We start from the raw sequence: 16,802 nt of genomic DNA on the forward strand, positions 1-16,802 counted from the left end.
CAGACATTGACTCACAACAACAATAAAGAGAGCACTGCCATGCGTACCCATGACGTTCATTCGATTATCGACAATGCCCCTTTCAATCGCTTCCATTGGCTGGTTGTCAGCCTGTGTGCCTTGCTGTTGATCTTTGATGGCTATGACTTGTTTATCTATGGCGTGGTCTTGCCATCGATCATGCGCGAGTGGGGGCTGACGCCCCTGCAGGCCGGCGCCCTGGGCAGTTATGCGCTGTTCGGCATGATGTTCGGCGCGCTGATCTTCGGCACCCTGGCGGACCGCTTCGGGCGCAAGAAAGGCATCGTCTTTTGCTTTGCGTTGTTCAGCATTGCCACGGTGATCAACGGCTTTGCCAGCAGCCCCACGGAGTTCGGCATCTGCCGGTTTATCGCCGGGCTTGGCTGTGGTGGGCTGATGCCCAACGCGGCGGCGCTGATCAACGAATATGCGCCGAAAAAAGTGCGCAGCACCTTGATGGCCTTCATGTTCAGCGGCTATTCCCTGGGTGGCATGCTCGCCGCCAGTGTGGGGATTTTCATGTTGCCGGCCTATGGCTGGTCGTCGATGTTTTTTGTCGCCGTCATCCCGCTGCTGCTGTTGCCGGTGATTGTGCTGTGGTTGCCCGAATCCATTGGCTTTCTGATCCGCCAGGGCCGTGTAGAGCAGGCCCGAGTGCTGCTTAATCGCCTGTCGCCAGACACCCCGATCAACGCCGGGGATGAACTGCTCATCGCGGACGTCAAGAGCAAGGGCGCGTCGGTGGTGGAGTTGTTCCGCCATGGCCTGGCCATGCGTACGGCGATGATCTGGACTGCGTTTTTCTGCTGCCTGTTGATGGTCTATGCCTTGAGTTCGTGGCTGCCCAAGCTGATGGCCGGGGCTGGCTACAGCCTCGGGTCGAGCTTGTCGTTCCTGATTGCCCTGAACCTGGGCGGTATGGCCGGGGCGTTGATTGGCGGGCGGTTGGGGGATCGGCTGAACCTGGTGAAAGTGGTGATCTGCTTCTTTGTTGCCGCCGTGGTTTCCATCAGCCTGCTGGGCATCAACAGCCCGATGCCGGTCTTGTACCTGCTGATCTTTATTGCGGGTGCCACCACCATCGGCACGCAAATCCTCCTGTATGCGGGGGCGGCGCAACTCTATGGCTTGTCGATTCGCGCCACCGGCCTGGGCTGGGCCTCCGGCATCGGGCGCAATGGCGCCATCGTCGGCCCACTGTTAGGCGGCGCGCTGATGGCGATCGAGCTGCCGCTGCAACTGAACTTCATGGCCTTTGCCGTGCCCGGTGCCATTGCGGCCCTGGCCATGACGGTGTTCGCCTTGAATGAGCGGCGCACCGCTATCCGGTTGCCCGCCGCCCAGGCGCTGTAACTGTCCGACCTGTCGATAATAAAAACAAAGAGCAACGACATGCACACACAACGTATCTGGCTTTCCCTGCTAGGGCTGCCCCTTGCGGCAACGGCGGGCGAGGGTGGTTTTTTCGCGGGTTCCACGGCTACCTTGCAGGGCCGCAACTATTACTTCAGCCGCGACTTCTCCGATATTGTCGGCGCCAACCAACAGTCCCAGGCCCAGGAGTGGGGTCAGGGGTTTATCCTGACTTACAAATCCGGGTATACCCCCGGCCCCATTGGCTTTGGCCTGGATGCGCTGGGCACCCTGGGCCTCAAGCTCGACAGCAGTCCGGACCGGGTCAATAGCGGCTTGTTGCCGGTCAAGGGCGACGGCCGCGCTGCCGACGACTACAGCCGCCTGGGCTTGACCTTCAAGGCGCGGTTGTCCAGTAGCGAACTGAAGGTTGGGGAGTTGCAGCCGAACCTGCCGGTGCTGGCGTTCAGCGACATACGCTTGCTGCCGCCGAGTTATCAGGGGCTCAGTCTCAGCTCCAATGAAATCACGGGGCTGACCCTGCAGGCGGGGCACCTGAGCACCACCAGCCTGCGCAACGAGGCCGGTGACGGCAAGATGATCGCGATGCTCGGCCATGTGCCGCAGCGCGGGGCTCAGAGCAATGCCTTCAATTATGTCGGCGGCGACTACGCCTTTAATCGCGAACGCACCAGTGTCAGCCTCTGGCATGGCCAGTTGCAGGACATCTACGCCCAGGACTTTATCGGCCTCAAGCATAGCCAGCCGTTCGGGACGTGGGTGCTGGGCGCCAACCTGGGTTACTACACAGCGCGCGAGGAGGGCGAGCAGTTACTCGGCAAGATCGACAACCAGGCGTTTTTCTCGCTGCTGTCGGCCAGGCGCGGTGGCCATACCTTTTACGTGGGGTACCAGGCGATGTACGGCGACAGCGCCTTCCCCCGGGTATTTGCCAATGTCACGCCATTGGGCAACGAAGTCCCCACCTACGAGTTTGCGTATACCGACGAGCGCTCCTGGCAGGTGCGCTATGACTACAACTTCGCGGCATTCGGGGTGCCGGGGCTGACTACCACGGTGCGCTATATCACCGGCGACAACGTCAGCACCGGCAGCGGCTACGAGGGCCGGGACCGCGAGCGTGACCTGGATATCGGGTATGCCGTGCAAAGCGGCGTACTCAGTGGCCTGGGGATTCGGGTACGCAATGTGATGGCGCGCTCAAACTACCGCAGCGATATCAATGAGAACCGGCTGATCCTCAGTTACACCTGGACGCTGCGTTAGACCCTGACCGAGCAGGGCCCCAGGCCTTGCTCGGTTAGCTTTTGTGTGCGGCGCAGGTGTACCGAATCATCTACCGTTACTGGCCAGCCACAATCCCCCTACGCGTAGCCAACCCACGACCACTGCACCAATCAGCAAAAAGCCCAGGTAACCGAACAGCGGATAGACCTGGCCCACCAGGCTGACAAATCCCACCAGGCTGCCAGCGAATGCCAATGCACCGAAGGCTGCCGAGCCAATGCGGAATGTACGTGTGCCTGCCGGCAGCAATCGGGCCGAAAAGGAATACAAGGTACCCACGGCCGTATTGACGATCATCAGGAAAATGATCAACGCCATCAGCAGGCCGAGGGCCGGCGAAACCTCAGTGGCGATGGACAGCATGGGCATGGGCAGGTCCGCCACGCTGTCCAGGCGTGACAGCAGACCCAGGCTCATTACCAACATCAACAGCCCCAGTAATGCTCCGCCGAAAATACCACCCCAGATTGCCTGTTTCTCGGACTTTGCGGCACCGCCCATGATCGCCAGAAACGGCACCCCGGCCACGATGTTGTAGGACACATACAACAACGCGCCCAGCAGCCAATGGCTCGCGCCAGGGTCTTGCTGGCTGGCCAGTTGGTTGAGTTCGCCGAAACTCAGGCCCCGGGTGGCGACGCCATACAGGGCCACGCCTGCCGCTGTCAGGACCAGCAGCGGCGTGACGGCGCCGATCATGCCAATGACCTTCTTCACATCCAGGCACACGATGGCGACCACGATCAGCGTCACCCCAGCGCTGCCGAACAGGGCGGGAATGCCGAACTGCTGTTCCAGCAGGGCGCCACCCCCGGCCAGCATGACCACCGTTACCGCAAACATGAAAAAGGTGATCATCAGGTCGACAAAGGTCCCCAGGTAGCGTCCGCACAATGCATGCACTACGTCCTTGTGGGACTTTGCCCGCAGCCGGCTGCCCATGCCCGCCAACGCCATGCCGAGAAAGATGAAGAGCGCGGCGCTGACCACCGAACCCAGCAGCCCCCAGACGCCGAAATCCACGAACATCAGTAGCAGCTCCCGACCGGAGGCGAACCCTGCACCGACAATGACGCCGACAAATGCGCCGGCTATTTTCAGACTTTCTTTCATGACGACTTCCCTCAAATTATTGTTGTTATCGCTCAGGGGGGAAGGCCACTGCTCATGGCCTACCGGGGCATCGCTCTGGCAAACGGCAGGGGTGGATCAACGGGCGCCGACCCACGCCTGGACTTCGATCTCGACATCGACGCCCAAGGCCAATTGGGCGCCGCCGACCGTGGAGCGCACCGGGAAACCGCCGTCGAAGTGGCGCTTATACACGTCGTTGAAACCCGCGAAATGCTGCATGTCCGACAGCCACACGGTGGCCTTGATCACCTGCTCGAAACTTGCTCCGCATTCGGCCAGGGTTTCGCCGATGCGGGCCATGGCCGCCTCGGTCTGCTCGCGGATATCACCGAGCACCACTTCGCCCAGAGGGTTCATGGGGACTTGCCCGGAGAGGTACAGGAAATCACCGACCCGAATGGCCTTGGAGAACGGGTAGGGCAGGTGGCTGGGGTAACGCTGGAAAGTGTCAGACATGCTATGCACCTCATTGGGGGGATGAATTAACGCAAGCGGCCAGGGGCCAGGCGTTGTGGCTCGACGCCCTGGTGGCGCAGGGTCTCGGGAAGGGGAAGATCGAGTAATTGGCTGCAGGCCAGTTGCGATACACCGGCTGCGGACTGAATGCCATAACCGCCCTGTGCCGCCAGCCAGAAGAAGCCTTCACAATGATTGTCCCAGCCGACCACCAGGTCACCGTCGCCGACGAATGAGCGCAGGCCGGCCCAGCTATGGCGTGGGCGGCGAATGGTCAAGGAGGTGGCGGCCTCGATGTGATAGATGCCGGTGGCGATATCCAGCTCTTCGGGCATTACATCCTGTGGCGGGACAGGGTCGGCATTGGCCGGTGAGCCCAGCAATTGGCCAGCGTCGGGTTTGAAGTAGAAGCTTTCGTCGATACCGATCACCGCCGGCCAGCGGGAGAAGTCCGTGTTTTCGGGGCCGTCGAAGGTAAAGGCGGAGCGTCGGCACGGTTGCAACCCCACGGGCGGCACGCCGCACTGCTGTGCGACCTGATCGGCCCAGGCGCCTGCGGCATTGACCAGGTGGCGCGCGCGCAGTTGGCGGCCGTCGGCCAGTACCAGGTGCCATTGAAGGCCTTCGCGGGTGGCGCCATTCAGTTGGGCATCGCAGTGCAGCACCCCGCCGGCCCGCCGCATGGCCCGCAAAAAGCCCTGGTGCAGCGCATGCACGTCGAGGTCGCGGGCATCGGTCTCGAGCATCGCCCCGGCAGCCGCCTCGGGGCGCAGGCACGGCACCAATGCCAGGGCCTGCTCGGTATCAATCAATGACACGTTGCCGGCCTGCGCCCGGCTGGTGGCGAAGGCTTGTTGCAGCAGGGATTGCTGCTCTTGGCCGGCGATGTACAGGCAGCCGCGCGGTTCCAGGAGTGCATGTTCGGTGAACGCGGCGGGCGGCTGCTCATAGAAGCCTCGGCTGGCGCGGGTCAGGGCCTGGATCTGTGGCGTGCCATAGCTCTCCATGAACATTGCAGCAGAGCGCCCGGTGGCGTGGTAACCCGGCTGGCTTTCACGTTCGAGCACCACGACACTGGCCTGGCCGGCCAGGCGATAAGCCAGGGAGGCCCCCGCAATACCACCGCCGATGATGGCGAAATCGAAACATTCGCTGTTGGGCACTGCGAGTACCTCCTGTCTCTGGGGAAGGAACGACATGCCCTTTCCTGTGTTTTTATAATTCTCAGATAAGAGAAATGTAAGATATGAGAATTTTCCAGTCAACCCACAACCATGAGGTATTATTCCTGCCCATGCCCTGGCTCAGCTCCAGGCACCGTTTTTTGTACGACAGAGAGCCTGCATGAGTTCCGATTGCGCCTCGGGTTCCACAACCCATCCCTTGATAGATCGCGCCCAGGTTGGCGCCCGCCTGCGTGTGATCCGCAAGCACCAGAAGTTGACGCTCAAACAACTGTCCGAGCGCTCAGGCGTGGCTTTGTCGACCTTGTCGAAGATGGAACTGGCGCAGGTGTCGGTCAGTTATGAAAAACTGGCGGCTGCGGCGCGGGCCCTGAATATAGATATTGCCCAGCTGTTCAGCCCGACCAGACAAGGTGTCAGCGCCCAACAGCCTACGGTGGTCAGCACCGCCATCGACGGTGCGGCCGGCTACAGCACGGGCAATTATGACTATCACCCGATGGCCGGGGATTTCCCCGGGCGCAGCATGACGCCCATGTATGCGCGGATCTATGCGCGGGAACTGGGTCAATTCGAAGACTACATCCGGCACCCGGGGCAAGAGTTCGCGGTCGTCCTGTCAGGCCGCGTGCGCATTCAATTTGAAACCGGTGAATCCCTTAGCATCGGCTGTCGTGAGACGGCCTATTTCAATAGTGCAATCGGCCATATTTACCTGGCGGAAGGCGAGGATGGCACCGCCGCCGAAGTGATGGTGGTGATGTCGGAGTCCTGAGGCACCAAGGCGTTTTTGGGCAGTGACCTCTACCGGTGCCCTGCAGTGATTGCCTGGTCTTTGGAGTAACACCGGATCACCCGCAGGGCGGTAAAAATGGCAACGCCGGGCGCGACCGCAAACACACCGAACAGCCAGCCGGCAGCATTGGCCGTGCCGGCGATGCCTGCGGGATGCGTAAGGCCGGCAAGGTTTGCCACCATGCCGGCGAGGGCCGCACCGAGGGCGGTGGCGAACAGTTGCACAGTATTAATCGACGCGCCTGCCAAGTCCTGCTCGCTGGCAGGCGTCACCTGAAATACCCGGGTCAGCAAATGCGGCCACGCCAGCCCGACGCCAAACCCGACGGCGACGAGCGCCAGGCAGATCGGCGTGACCGTCAGCCAGCCACCGCTACTTTCGACGCGAATCAAAACGGCCAGTGCAGCCATGCCCGTCAAGCCAAGGATTGGGCCGGCAAGGATCGCGCGCCTGATGCCTTTGCCATGTGCCCCGGAACTTGCGATTGAGCCCAGCGTCCATCCGCCCGCCATAAGCGCCGCGAGGTAGCCGGCGGCGAGCGGCGATTGATGGTGCAGGACCTGGAGGAAAAGTGGCACGAAGATCTCGCCACTGGTAACGGCCACCGCCAGCAAGGACAGGGTTGCATACAGCACTCCCAGCGCGGAGGTGATCCTGAAGGCGCCCGTTGGCAGCAGTCGATGGCGGGCGCGGCTTTCTGTGACTATCAGCAGGCCAGTCAGGAGCGCGGCGGCACCCAGGCCGGCGATGTTCCAGGAGAGTGTTGACGAGACGCTGGCGGCTGAAACAGCGAGCACGGCCGACGTCAGGAACACCAACTGGGCCAGAGGGAGCGGCAAGCGTTGTGATCTGATGGCGTTGCGTTTGGGCAACACCACGGCAGCCAACAGGGCGAACAACCCGGCGACAGGGATGAGCGACCAAAAAGCCGCGCGCCATACGCCGAGTTCAGCGAAGACGCCACCGACCGCCGGGCCGATCAGCGTGGCCACTCCCCACATGCCCGACACCAACGCCATCGCTCGCGGCCACAAGGTTTCATGGAACACCAGGCGGATCATCGCGTAAGAGAGCGCGAACAGAAAACCGCCACCCAACCCCTGGATCAGACGGCCGGCCAGCATCACGGGCATGGATGGGGCAAACGCACAGATCAGCGCACCGGCTGCAAACACCAGCGTGGCGAGGGTGTAGGCGCCGCGTGCCCCCAAGCCGACCAGGAGCCTGGCTGACAATGCTGAGCCAAGGATCGAGGCGGTGACGAACAGTGTGGTGTTCCACGCGTAGTAGTCGATGCCGCCGATGTCCCGGACAACTGAGGGCAGGATCGTAGTCGCAATGTAGACGTTGATCGCGTGGAGCACGACGCCCCCTGCCAACGCCAGGGAGCGCACGCCATTGGCGCCAGAGAGGAGGGTGGCCCAACCTGCATTTGGAGGATCATCGACCTCTGGTACCGGTTGCGAACGTTGATCTGGTGAGGTGTGGTGGGTATTCATAGGGAGGCCACGTTGCGATTCAGGCACTCCTTATAAAACCTCAAGTAAGGTTAAGGTCAAGACCCAGGTCAGTCTCCATCTCCAAGTACAACTGGCCCTTCAAAAGACCTTGCAAGGGATAGCTCTCTGGGCAAAAGCCCATCAATGTGCATCCACCAGACGCTGCAAGGCGCCATCACGGATCGCAAGCACTTCAAATAGTCCCAGGGCACGCAGGGCCGGCAGGCTGTCGATAAGGTCCTGCTCGGCAGCGCTGCGCGCCGCGGGCGTGGAGGTAGGGGCGGTCCACACTCTGGCGTTGATCAGGAAGGCGCCAACGCTGCCTTTACGAATCATGACGCCGTTGCGTTGTACCTGGTTTTTGTCATCGGGCAGCATATCTTCGGCGCGCATGGTGTTTCCTCGCTAGGTGTTGAAGACCTTGACTATAAGGGCGTAGTGTTGGCTGATTTACGTTATTGAAGACAATCAATAACCCAATGAGGCCACTCATGCCAACTGCCTTGATTTCCCCCGCCGAGGCCTCCTCGGCCGAGGATCCGTTGATTGTTGCAGTGATCCGCAAGGAGCTTGAACCACGGGTTACCGAGCGCCACGGCCATGCGCGGGGCCAGTTGCTTGGCGCAACGTCGGGCCTGCTTTCGGTGGATGCCGGTACCAGTCAGTGGGTGGTGCCCGCGACACATGCCGTGTGGATCCCGCCCAATATCCCCCACGGCTTGCGTTCCCATGGGCCGTTTGCCGGGTGGAGCGTTTACGTGAGTGAACTGGCGTGCATTGATTTACCTGAAACGCCATGCATCCTTGCAGTGTCCGGGCTTTTGCGAGAGGTAGTTGCCCGTGCCGCCGGGTGGGGAGCCAAGCCTCTGGACCAGGCGCAGTCGCGTTTGGCCGGTGTAGTGCTTGATGAAATACAGACTCTGCCCCGGGTGGCCCTGGGTTTGCCGATACCTCAGGACGCCCGGTTGCGCAAGATTGCCCAGGCGCTGTCGGATCACCCCGATGACGAGCGCGGCCTGCAGGCCTGGGCGACCTGGGTGGGGATGGCACCGCGCACGCTGACACGGCGCTTTGTGGTGGAGACCGGTTTCAGCTTTACCGAATGGCGTCAGCGGGTGCGCCTGCTAAGGGCCCTGGAAATGCTTGCGGCGGACATGTCGGTCACCCGTGTGGCCCTGGAATTGGGCTACGAAAATGTCAGCGCTTTTATTGCACTGTTTCGTCGCACGTTCGGTGTTACACCGGGTCGCTACTTTGCAAACTGCCTTTGAGGCCGGGCGCGCCCTAGCCGGGATCCGATCCAATACGGGCGACCTGTCAGATTCCGTCACGGCCTACGCGGCATGGGGGCAGCGCGATGGGGGTTACAACGCGCTGATCAACTCCAGCACCCTGATCAACAATGTGGGTGACATCAGTTCTTCGGCGATTCGCTCGACCCGCAGCGGCACCCAGCAATCCGGTGAAGTTGGCCTGAAGGGCAAATTCCAGACCGGGCCTGTGGGCCACGCCTGGACCCTCGCCACCACCCGTTTCACCTCCGACAACAGCTTCAAGGACGCCAGGGCCGGTATTCCCGGTACCACCCATTTCGACAACCTGGACTTTGGCGACACACCGACCTTCCCGGGTTATGGCGTGACCACCTCGCAGACCCGCGCGACCCTGGGCAGTTATGCACTGGCCAATACCCTGTCTTTCGCCGATGACCGCGTGCAATGGACCGTGGGCGCCCGCCGCCAGCGCGTGGAAAACACCACCGAGAACTTCGGTGACCGGGCGTCGAATGCGTGCGACGCTGCTGGCTATTTCGGGATGAGCTCAAGCGCCGACGTCACGAACCCATCCGGGCTCAAGGGCAATGGTTCACTCGGGTGGTAAGTGGTTACTTCAATTACCACGCGGTGCCAGGAAACTTGAAGCTATTGAGTGGCTTCAGGAAGGCCATATGCCGATACTGGCGTCAGGCTCTCGGGCGACGCAGCCAGCGAAATCGGCTGCAATGGTCTAGCTTCGGGTTGCTCACAGATCACTACATACCGAGCCCAAAGAATGCACATCCGTATCCTGAGGATCGCTTCGCGTCACGCACCCACGGCAGGAGCCGTATGCGGTAGTTCCGCACGTACGGATCTGTGCGGGGGGTGGCAGGCAACTGCCATCCCTGCCGCGACCTGTTCATCTATGCGGCCGCAGATGTGAAACTTCACTCCCCCACTGTGTCGGCAGTCACGCCATCCGCACGTTCCCAAGCCTACTGGCGACGGGCAAGGCAGGATTGTTTGGAACTCAGTGTGATGACACGAAGGGCGACGGGATTGTCGGTGCCGGCAACGCATAAGCCTGCTTCATCCACGCCACCTCCGCTATCGGCGTGCGTCCGAAGAGGCGCTTGAAATCGCGGCTAAATTGCGAAGCACTTTCATACCCCACCAGAAATGCCGACTTGGCCGCTGTCAGGTCGTTACGCAGCATCAGTAATCGCGCTTGATGCAACCGCGTCGACTTGAGGTACTGCATAGGCGAGGAATCGGTCACCTTGCGAAAATGTAGATGAAAGTTAGGCACGCTCATCTGCGCTTCCTGGGCGAGTATTTCTACATCCAGATGCTCGTGGTAACAGCGGTGGATTTTGTGAATGGCGCGCGTCACCTTGCCGAACTGACCCTGCTGGGCGATAGCCGCGCGTAGGGTGCCGCCTTGTTCGCCAGTGAGGATGCGGTAGTAGAGTTCGCGCAACATCGCTGGCCCGAGGATTTGCGCGTCGGTGCAGTCGCCCATGACTTCCAGAAAACGCAGGGTCGACTGGCGCAGCGGTTCGTCCATGGGCGAGGCGTACATACCCATAGGTTGAGCCACGCGGATGTTCCATACCTCATCTACCTGCTGAATCAGCTCGCCGGCCAGATTGAAATCCAGACGTATGTACACCGCCAGCATTGGCTCCGCCTCGCTAGCGTCGGTCTCCATTGTAAAAGGTACTGGCACTGAGACCACCAGATAATGCTGGGCGTCATAGATGTAAACCTCATCACCCAGATAGCCGCGCTTCTGCCCCTGACAGAGGATGACGATGCCCGGTTCATATAGAACCGGCGTGCGCTTCAGCGGCCGGTTGGAACGCAGAAAACGCACATCATCCAGCGGACTCAGGTTGTAACCCTCCAGCGGTGCAAGCTGGCCCATCAACTGCACCATACGCGCAGTGCTCGGGTTCTTGGGTTTCGGCATCGATTGCACGTTCTCCACTTTTATGCTCAGCCGTCCGTGGAACAGCTCAGCGCTTCCCATTGCTCAATACTCTCCGCCGTCCGGTGCAACTTGTCACGCACCAGAGCCAGGGCGTCGCTGCCCAGCAGCAGCAGTTGAGCCGGCGGGTTAGGGCTGGTGATAATAGTCATCATGGCGCGTGCGGCTTTCTGCGGGTCGCCCAGTTGAAGGCCGCTTTTTTCCTCACGTGCTTTTCGCACCGGGTCGAAAGTCGCATCGTAGTCACTGATGCTGCGCGGCGTACGCTGCATCGAACGACCTGCCCAGTCCGTTCGGAAAGACCCCGGCGCCACGGCCGTTACAAAAATATTGAAGGGTGCAAGCTCCTTGTTCAACGTATCAGAGATGCCCTCCAGGGCAAATTTGCTGCCGCAGTAGTAAGCAATACCTGGCATGGTGATATAGCCACCCATGGACGTGATATTGAGGATATGCCCCGCCCGTCGCTGGCGAAAAAAGGGCACAAACGCCTTGGTCATCGCCACCGCGCCGAATACATTGACGTCGAACTGACGGCGCATTTCCTCCAACGACGACTCCTCGAAAACCCCTTCGTGCCCATAACCCGCGTTGTTAACCAGCACGTCCACCGGGCCATACTGATCCTCAACAGCGGCGACGACGGCGTCGATGGCATTAAAGTGGGTAACGTCCAGCACCACGCCATGGGCTCTCTCAGGCAAGAGTGCCTGGAACGTTGCCAGAGAGGATTCGCTGCGAACAGTGCCGATCACTCGATGGCCCTGAGCGAGAGCTTCTTTAGCCAGGGCCTGGCCAAAGCCGCTACTAACGCCCGTGATAAAAATGGTTTTGTCTGCACGCATGGGGCGCACTCCTGAATATATAAGGTCAGGCTATGCTAGGGCGGGGAGTGGTTGGGAACTATGCCTGATTCGATTTTAGTATTGCCTGATTCTATCGGAGTGATCGGCGAGCAACCTGAAATCTGGTGGCAAAAAACGAGGCCAAAGGAAAAAAACGACGGGCTTATTTACCTGCTCTAATCTCTGCTTCGTGTCGCGAGTGGTTTTTCGGTAACGCTGATGTGCATGCGGTCTGGCCGAAGGTGCCCATGAATGTGAGAGTGACAATGCATTTGGAGTGCTGTCAGCCATCAGCCTGGATCATTGGCCTATCCGCCGAGTGAGCCGTAAGAAGGTCATCGTGATCGAGGCCAGAGGGTTGAGAGATTGGCAATGTATGACAAGCGGAATCTCCCTCGCCTTGAGGGCAATCAGTCCGAACAGGCCGATCCCAAACGATTCCCTTGGGTAGTGCGCATGCCTGTAGCGGGGGTGCTCCAGCCGGAAATCGTGCACCGATGATTTCGCTAAAGTTCTCTTGGCGCTTAGCGACACACTGATGCTTAGGCAAGATTGCGGGCAGTGGGGGCATCCTTTTCAAACCATCCAAAGCATGCCCTCAGATTTGCCCCCAATGTAGCAATCCACTGGAAGTGAATGAAGCTCCATGGTCTGTGAAAAGGCAAAAATGATCAGAAGAACTGCCTGTCCTACGAGTCTTAAAGACTCTCAGGATCCCCAAAAAACATTTTGACTTGGCTCTAGGACGGTGTTTCCAGGTCGAACGAGTTTGTTTTTGCCCCCACTCGCACCGAATACGCGAATGAACGCGAAGGGCGGCTTCCGACGAACTCCAGTGTGGCAGTGGCTGGTACTCAGTGTTTTTCTCCCGCGGGGATCGTTGCCTCCAGGCCCAAGCTGTTGAGGTAAGGAGTCGAAAGATAACGCCGACTTACGCGGTCTCCGCTAATCGTTCACTGAGCATTTCTCCCTGGTGACGATGCCCTAGAACCTCGTAACCGACTACTGTGATGATAGGCGCAAACATGAGCACGACCAGGCACACTACGATGCTCATGCCCAACATAGCTGCGCCGATCGCAACCGCGATGACCACAACGGTCGCCAGCAAGAGCCATACGTGCAGTAGGTCAAAGTGGCGCACTAGAAAATAATGAAGCGCGTAAATCAGCCCAAGAAAGATCGCAAGCGGAATAGCTGTGGCGAGCAGAGCCGGTAGCACTCCAATGTGGGCTTTGTTCTCGATAAAGTTCGCCGCGACGTCCAGTCCCGCACCCGTTGCGACAATCGAGGCAATAATCAGTATTTGCCCATAGCTCCATACGAAAGCGCGCGAGCGATAAGCGTGCAGCACGTTAGCCGATGGCAGAATTGAATAGACCCACCACATTCCAAAGGTGATTCCGACACCTGCAACGCAGGCCAGTGCCGTTTCAGCCGTCCATCCCACATGCTCCATTTCCGCAGACAGGGCTGCGACCGTCCCCACCAACCCTTCGCCCAGGGCAATAATTGCGAACAAGCTGTAGCGCTCTGCAATGTGCTCCGCGTGCCACGGCGTGCCGCCGTCCCTGCGTTCCGCCAATATCGGACCTGCAAACTCGACTAGAAACCACAAAAAAAACAGTGTGATGGTGACGTCTATCGAAAGAGGAAAAATGAAAAGTGCTATCCAGCCGAGTTGCGCCACCGCGATCGCGACAGCGTAAGTGATGCAGGCGCGGCGCCTTGAAGGGTCTTGTTTCGCTGCTCGCAACCACTGAAATATCATCGCAATGCGCATGATCACGTAGCCCAGTACCATAACTGAAGCATCCAGCTGGTGACCCTCCTCTATTGAGGAGAACAGCCGTGGCAATCCGATCGCCAGCACGAGGACACCAGCCATCTGCACCATTGTGGTAATGCGAAAAATCCAATCGTCAGTATCGTAGGCTGATGCGAACCACGAGAAATTGGTCCAAGCCCAACAAATGCAAAAGCTCGCGAATCCGAACCCAATCAATGCAGTGGAGTAGTGGCCTGCTGCCAATGCATGTGCGAGTTGGGTAGCAGCAAACGCGAAGCAGGTCGCGAAGGTCAGGTCGAACAATAGTTCGAGAGACGAGGCAACGCGGTGTGTTTCGTGCGGATCGCGCCCGGACATCCGCCGTAGGTGATGGTGAAGAGCTTTAGTAACAGACGCCGATGTGCTCATGCGTGATCCCTCGTTGGCAAGCGCCATGTATCAAAGGTGGTTTGAAAAGTTATGTTCAACGTGACTCGCATAGGTCATTTCGCTTCCCGCGCGTGACGCCACAAAGAGGTTGGCTCAAGGAGTCGGCTATTCAGACACGTCCGCGTCAAGACGCATGCGCCGAATATCGCGCGAAGGGGGCGAGCCAAACAGTCGCTTATATTCCCGGCTGAATTGCGAGGCGCTTTCGTAGCCGACAAGGTTGCTGGCTTCGCCTGCGTCGAAAGCCTGGTTCAACATCAATTGCCGAGCCTCTTGCAGGCGCATTTGCTTTTGGAACTGCAGAGGACTCATACCGGTGATATCGCGAAAGTGCTGACGGAACGTTGATGGAGTCATGTGCGCGTGAGCGGCCAGGTCATCCAGATTCAAAGCTTGTTTGAAATTCTTCCTGAGCCAGGAAAGGGTTTGGGCCATTCGCTGACGCGGCGTGCCATCGGCAATGATGTGGCGAAGTTGGGAACCTTGGGGACCAGCTAACAAACGGACGACGATTTCTTGCTGAAGCAGTGGCGCAAGTGGGCTTACCAATTGCGGCTCGTCCAGTAGCCGTACCAGTCGCAAAAACGCATCGAATAAAGCAGGCTCCAGCTTGTGGACAGAGATTGGCTCATAGGCGGTCTCGGGCGAAGACGGCAACTCCATCTCATAGGCCACTTGCGCAATCTGGCGAATGTCCAGCTTCAGCATCATACCCAGCAGTGGTTCGCTGCGAGATGCCCGCGTGACGTGGGCAGTCACTGGCATGTCGAAAGTCGACAGCATCAATTGGCCAGGCCCGTAATTGTGCACCTTGTCGCCGACCATGATTTGCTTGTAGCCCTGGGTAATGACGCCTATGCCCAGGTTATAGATGCAAGGCATCGGCTCGCTAACGCCATGACGGCGATGCATCGTCAGCGCGGGAAGCGCTGTAGTGAAATCACCGTCCGTGCTGGCAAAGCGCTGAATCGCGGCGGACAACTCTACTGCCTGAGGGACATTTGCGGTTTTAGATCCCTGATCGCCGTGCATTTGGTAATTTCCTTAGCTAACTAAACGGAAAATGGTAGCAGCAGGCGCCGCTGGAAGTTGTAGCCCCCCTGAAATTTCCGTCTTTTAGGTAAAAAAATCTAAGAATCAGGCAATTTGGTATTGGTTGTAATGCAGTCCACTAGATGCAAGCCATGCCCGACCGTTATTGCCTGGCCGTCCAGCATCGCAAGATCATTCGCCTCCCGCGTCCCTAATTGCCGAATCCGATTAATCAGGCAAGTAATCATAACTTTTGTGCAAACAGTCGAGACGTTGCTCACCTACTCTTAAGCATCTGCGTGGACAACAAAGTGGTGATTGCATCATCAGAAATTGCGCCGTGGGTTATCCATTGGCTGTCACCGGATCAATCAAGAGCGGCGCAAAAAGATGCCGCCTGAATAACCTGGCATGTTCTGGAGAAAGTATCCACCAAGCCGTCTGTCCAACACCGTGAGTTCGCCTGAAGGACCTTTATAATGAAAATAGGACTGATCGCATTATTACTGGCATTGCCTATTTCGGGCACGGCACTGGCTGACAGCGCAGGCAGTTCCATGCCTCCGGCAGGTAGTGTCAGTAAAGCCGAGGGGTTAAAGGCTTGGCAGCGGATTGAAGCCGTGGTGACTCACCCGCGCTGCGCCAACTGTCACGTCGGCCCCAACAATATTCCAATGTGGACCATCGCCAGTGAGAACAAGACCCGCCCGCACGGCATGAATATCCACGCGGGTGACTCTCGAATAGGCGTTGAAACAGTGTCTTGCGTTGCTTGTCACGCAAGTTCGGACACACCAAACGTTGCCCCCAACATGCCGCCGCATGTGGGTCTTCCCTGGCAGCTCGCCCCAGTGGCGTTCGAGTGGTTCGCAAAGACCGGCGCGGAGATTTGTACCCAGTTGCGCGACCCCAAGCGTAATGGGGGACGTGATGCCGCTGGCCTGGTTGAGCACCTTCATCATGACGCAAAGATAAAGGGCTTTATTCCCTGGGCCTGGGTTCCTGGACCTGGGCGCTCTACACCGCCTGGCAGTTTCGAGACGCACGTGCAGGACATGACCGTGTGGGGTGCTGCAGGCCAGCCTTGTCCCGAATGATGAACATATTGATGTGCTGCCAAACAGTTTTTGGCGAGCGATCTGCGAGTGTCTGGCATTCGCCCTTTAAACAGCCTTCGGGCAAACGCTTCGCAAGGCTGGCCTGGCGCCAGCCATTTAAACACCTACGGGTCGGAGGATTTCATGATCACGCTTAATATCAATAACAAGGACCTGCGTGTCGACGTTGCCCCCGATACGCCTCTGCTGTGGGTGCTGCGCGATAGTTTGCAGCTTACCGGTACCAAGTTCGGCTGCGGTATGTCCCTGTGCGGGGCGTGCACTGTTCACCTTAATGGTCAGCCCGTCCGCTCTTGCGTTACACCTGTCTCGGCAGCAGTCGAGGCGAAGATCGTCACGATTGAAGGTGTCGGCGAGACCCCGACCGGTAAGGTAGTTCAGGAGGCCTGGCAACGGCTCGACGTGGTGCAGTGTGGTTACTGCCAGTCAGGTCAGATCATGAGCGCTGTGGCTTTGCTGCAAACCAATCGCTCACCTTCAGATACCGACATCGATCGAACAATGGGTGGCAATGTCTGCCGCTGCGCAACCTATGTACGCATTCGCGCGGCCATCCATGATGCTGCCAAGTCGCTGGCTTGAGCAACGA

The 16,802-nt window shown here is 59.0% G+C and carries 16 protein-coding genes; 7 read left to right on the top strand and 9 right to left on the bottom strand.

Features of this window, described 5'->3' with window-relative positions; translation table 11 throughout:
- Positions 1-39 precede the first annotated feature (39 nt).
- Together PSH80_RS12545 and PSH80_RS12550 are read left to right on the top strand one after the other, a co-directional pair.
- Positions 40-1,374 carry an MFS transporter gene (locus PSH80_RS12545; RefSeq protein WP_169960289.1) on the top strand — a complete coding sequence of 445 codons (1,335 nt, stop codon included), beginning with the start codon at positions 40-42 and terminating at the stop codon, positions 1,372-1,374.
- 39 nt (positions 1,375-1,413) lie between these two features.
- Positions 1,414-2,661, top strand: coding sequence for an OprD family porin (locus PSH80_RS12550; protein WP_305420400.1), 1,248 nt, complete (start codon positions 1,414-1,416; stop codon positions 2,659-2,661).
- A 66-nt stretch (positions 2,662-2,727) separates the two neighbouring features.
- Here the strand turns inward: PSH80_RS12550 and PSH80_RS12555 are convergent, their stop codons facing one another.
- From PSH80_RS12555 to PSH80_RS12565, 3 genes are all read right to left on the bottom strand, one after another.
- Complete coding sequence (locus PSH80_RS12555) at positions 2,728-3,795, bottom strand: hypothetical protein (RefSeq protein WP_120733031.1); 1,068 nt, start codon at positions 3,793-3,795, stop codon at positions 2,728-2,730.
- A 96-nt stretch (positions 3,796-3,891) separates the two neighbouring features.
- On the bottom strand, positions 3,892-4,272 hold the full coding sequence (locus PSH80_RS12560; protein ID WP_057959700.1) for a RidA family protein: 381 nt from the start codon (positions 4,270-4,272) through the stop codon (positions 3,892-3,894).
- Positions 4,273-4,298: 26 nt separating this feature from the next.
- On the bottom strand, positions 4,299-5,471 hold the full coding sequence (locus PSH80_RS12565; RefSeq protein ID WP_233093254.1) for an FAD-dependent oxidoreductase: 1,173 nt from the start codon (positions 5,469-5,471) through the stop codon (positions 4,299-4,301).
- Between the two features lie 145 nt (positions 5,472-5,616).
- Between PSH80_RS12565 and PSH80_RS12570 the strand changes: the two genes are divergently transcribed.
- A complete protein-coding gene (locus PSH80_RS12570) occupies positions 5,617-6,231 on the top strand; it encodes a helix-turn-helix domain-containing protein (protein WP_057959698.1) in 615 nt (204 codons plus the stop codon).
- 29 nt (positions 6,232-6,260) lie between these two features.
- On the opposite strand, the gene PSH80_RS12575 is transcribed toward PSH80_RS12570, so the two are convergent.
- Together PSH80_RS12575 and PSH80_RS12580 are read right to left on the bottom strand one after the other, a co-directional pair.
- The gene (locus PSH80_RS12575; protein WP_305420403.1) at positions 6,261-7,751 is read right to left on the bottom strand and encodes an MFS transporter; all 1,491 of its coding nucleotides are present in this window, start codon (positions 7,749-7,751) and stop codon (positions 6,261-6,263) included.
- Between the two features lie 141 nt (positions 7,752-7,892).
- Complete coding sequence (locus tag PSH80_RS12580) at positions 7,893-8,144, bottom strand: hypothetical protein (protein WP_057438437.1); 252 nt, start codon at positions 8,142-8,144, stop codon at positions 7,893-7,895.
- A 98-nt stretch (positions 8,145-8,242) separates the two neighbouring features.
- Here PSH80_RS12580 and PSH80_RS12585 point away from each other — a divergent pair, with 98 nt between their 5' ends.
- A complete protein-coding gene (locus PSH80_RS12585) occupies positions 8,243-9,022 on the top strand; it encodes a helix-turn-helix domain-containing protein (protein WP_305420405.1) in 780 nt (259 codons plus the stop codon).
- Positions 9,006-9,632 carry a hypothetical protein gene (locus tag PSH80_RS12590; RefSeq protein WP_305420407.1) on the top strand — a complete coding sequence of 209 codons (627 nt, stop codon included), beginning with the start codon at positions 9,006-9,008 and terminating at the stop codon, positions 9,630-9,632. Before PSH80_RS12585 ends, PSH80_RS12590 begins: the two co-directional genes overlap by 17 nt.
- A 408-nt stretch (positions 9,633-10,040) precedes the next feature.
- Here the strand turns inward: PSH80_RS12590 and PSH80_RS12595 are convergent, their stop codons facing one another.
- The 4 genes from PSH80_RS12595 to PSH80_RS12610 all read right to left on the bottom strand — a co-directional run bounded on the left by PSH80_RS12595 (position 10,041) and on the right by PSH80_RS12610 (position 15,095).
- Positions 10,041-10,982: an AraC family transcriptional regulator gene (locus PSH80_RS12595; RefSeq protein WP_057959773.1), complete on the bottom strand. Its 942-nt coding sequence runs from the start codon at positions 10,980-10,982 to the stop codon at positions 10,041-10,043.
- Between the two features lie 26 nt (positions 10,983-11,008).
- Positions 11,009-11,845 carry an oxidoreductase gene (locus tag PSH80_RS12600; protein WP_305420409.1) on the bottom strand — a complete coding sequence of 279 codons (837 nt, stop codon included), beginning with the start codon at positions 11,843-11,845 and terminating at the stop codon, positions 11,009-11,011.
- 931 nt (positions 11,846-12,776) lie between these two features.
- On the bottom strand, positions 12,777-14,042 hold the full coding sequence (locus tag PSH80_RS12605; RefSeq protein ID WP_198799250.1) for a low temperature requirement protein A: 1,266 nt from the start codon (positions 14,040-14,042) through the stop codon (positions 12,777-12,779).
- Between the two features lie 126 nt (positions 14,043-14,168).
- Positions 14,169-15,095: an AraC family transcriptional regulator gene (locus PSH80_RS12610; RefSeq protein ID WP_169990119.1), complete on the bottom strand. Its 927-nt coding sequence runs from the start codon at positions 15,093-15,095 to the stop codon at positions 14,169-14,171.
- A 479-nt stretch (positions 15,096-15,574) separates the two neighbouring features.
- Here PSH80_RS12610 and PSH80_RS12615 point away from each other — a divergent pair, with 479 nt between their 5' ends.
- Both PSH80_RS12615 and PSH80_RS12620 read left to right on the top strand, forming a co-directional pair.
- The gene (locus PSH80_RS12615) at positions 15,575-16,192 is read left to right on the top strand and encodes a hypothetical protein (RefSeq protein WP_120733046.1); all 618 of its coding nucleotides are present in this window, start codon (positions 15,575-15,577) and stop codon (positions 16,190-16,192) included.
- Positions 16,193-16,336: 144 nt separating this feature from the next.
- Positions 16,337-16,795 (top strand): (2Fe-2S)-binding protein, encoded by a 459-nt coding sequence (locus tag PSH80_RS12620; RefSeq protein ID WP_029290699.1) that lies wholly within the window; start codon positions 16,337-16,339, stop codon positions 16,793-16,795.
- Positions 16,796-16,802: the final 7 nt, after the last annotated feature.

This window comes from Pseudomonas sp. FP818 (genome assembly GCF_030687335.1).
GTDB classification, from domain to species: Bacteria; Pseudomonadota; Gammaproteobacteria; order Pseudomonadales; family Pseudomonadaceae; genus Aquipseudomonas; species Aquipseudomonas shahriarae.

Excerpts from the sequence above, each read along its gene's own strand:
- PSH80_RS12565 (WP_233093254.1), bottom strand. The coding sequence starts at position 5,471 with ATGTCGTTCCTTCCCCAGAGACAGGAGGTACTCGCAGTGCCCAACAGC.
- PSH80_RS12595 (WP_057959773.1), bottom strand. The coding sequence starts at position 10,982 with ATGCCGAAACCCAAGAACCCGAGCACTGCGCGTATGGTGCAGTTGATG.
- PSH80_RS12620 (WP_029290699.1), top strand. The coding sequence starts at position 16,337 with ATGATCACGCTTAATATCAATAACAAGGACCTGCGTGTCGACGTTGCC.
- PSH80_RS12580 (WP_057438437.1), bottom strand. The coding sequence starts at position 8,144 with ATGCGCGCCGAAGATATGCTGCCCGATGACAAAAACCAGGTACAACGC.
- PSH80_RS12550 (WP_305420400.1), top strand. The coding sequence starts at position 1,414 with ATGCACACACAACGTATCTGGCTTTCCCTGCTAGGGCTGCCCCTTGCG.
- PSH80_RS12560 (WP_057959700.1), bottom strand. The coding sequence starts at position 4,272 with ATGTCTGACACTTTCCAGCGTTACCCCAGCCACCTGCCCTACCCGTTC.
- PSH80_RS12570 (WP_057959698.1), top strand. The coding sequence starts at position 5,617 with ATGAGTTCCGATTGCGCCTCGGGTTCCACAACCCATCCCTTGATAGAT.
- PSH80_RS12555 (WP_120733031.1), bottom strand. The coding sequence starts at position 3,795 with ATGAAAGAAAGTCTGAAAATAGCCGGCGCATTTGTCGGCGTCATTGTC.
- PSH80_RS12615 (WP_120733046.1), top strand. The coding sequence starts at position 15,575 with ATGAAAATAGGACTGATCGCATTATTACTGGCATTGCCTATTTCGGGC.
- PSH80_RS12575 (WP_305420403.1), bottom strand. The coding sequence starts at position 7,751 with ATGAATACCCACCACACCTCACCAGATCAACGTTCGCAACCGGTACCA.
- PSH80_RS12585 (WP_305420405.1), top strand. The coding sequence starts at position 8,243 with ATGCCAACTGCCTTGATTTCCCCCGCCGAGGCCTCCTCGGCCGAGGAT.
- PSH80_RS12600 (WP_305420409.1), bottom strand. The coding sequence starts at position 11,845 with ATGCGTGCAGACAAAACCATTTTTATCACGGGCGTTAGTAGCGGCTTT.
- PSH80_RS12610 (WP_169990119.1), bottom strand. The coding sequence starts at position 15,095 with ATGCACGGCGATCAGGGATCTAAAACCGCAAATGTCCCTCAGGCAGTA.
- PSH80_RS12605 (WP_198799250.1), bottom strand. The coding sequence starts at position 14,042 with ATGAGCACATCGGCGTCTGTTACTAAAGCTCTTCACCATCACCTACGG.
- PSH80_RS12545 (WP_169960289.1), top strand. The coding sequence starts at position 40 with ATGCGTACCCATGACGTTCATTCGATTATCGACAATGCCCCTTTCAAT.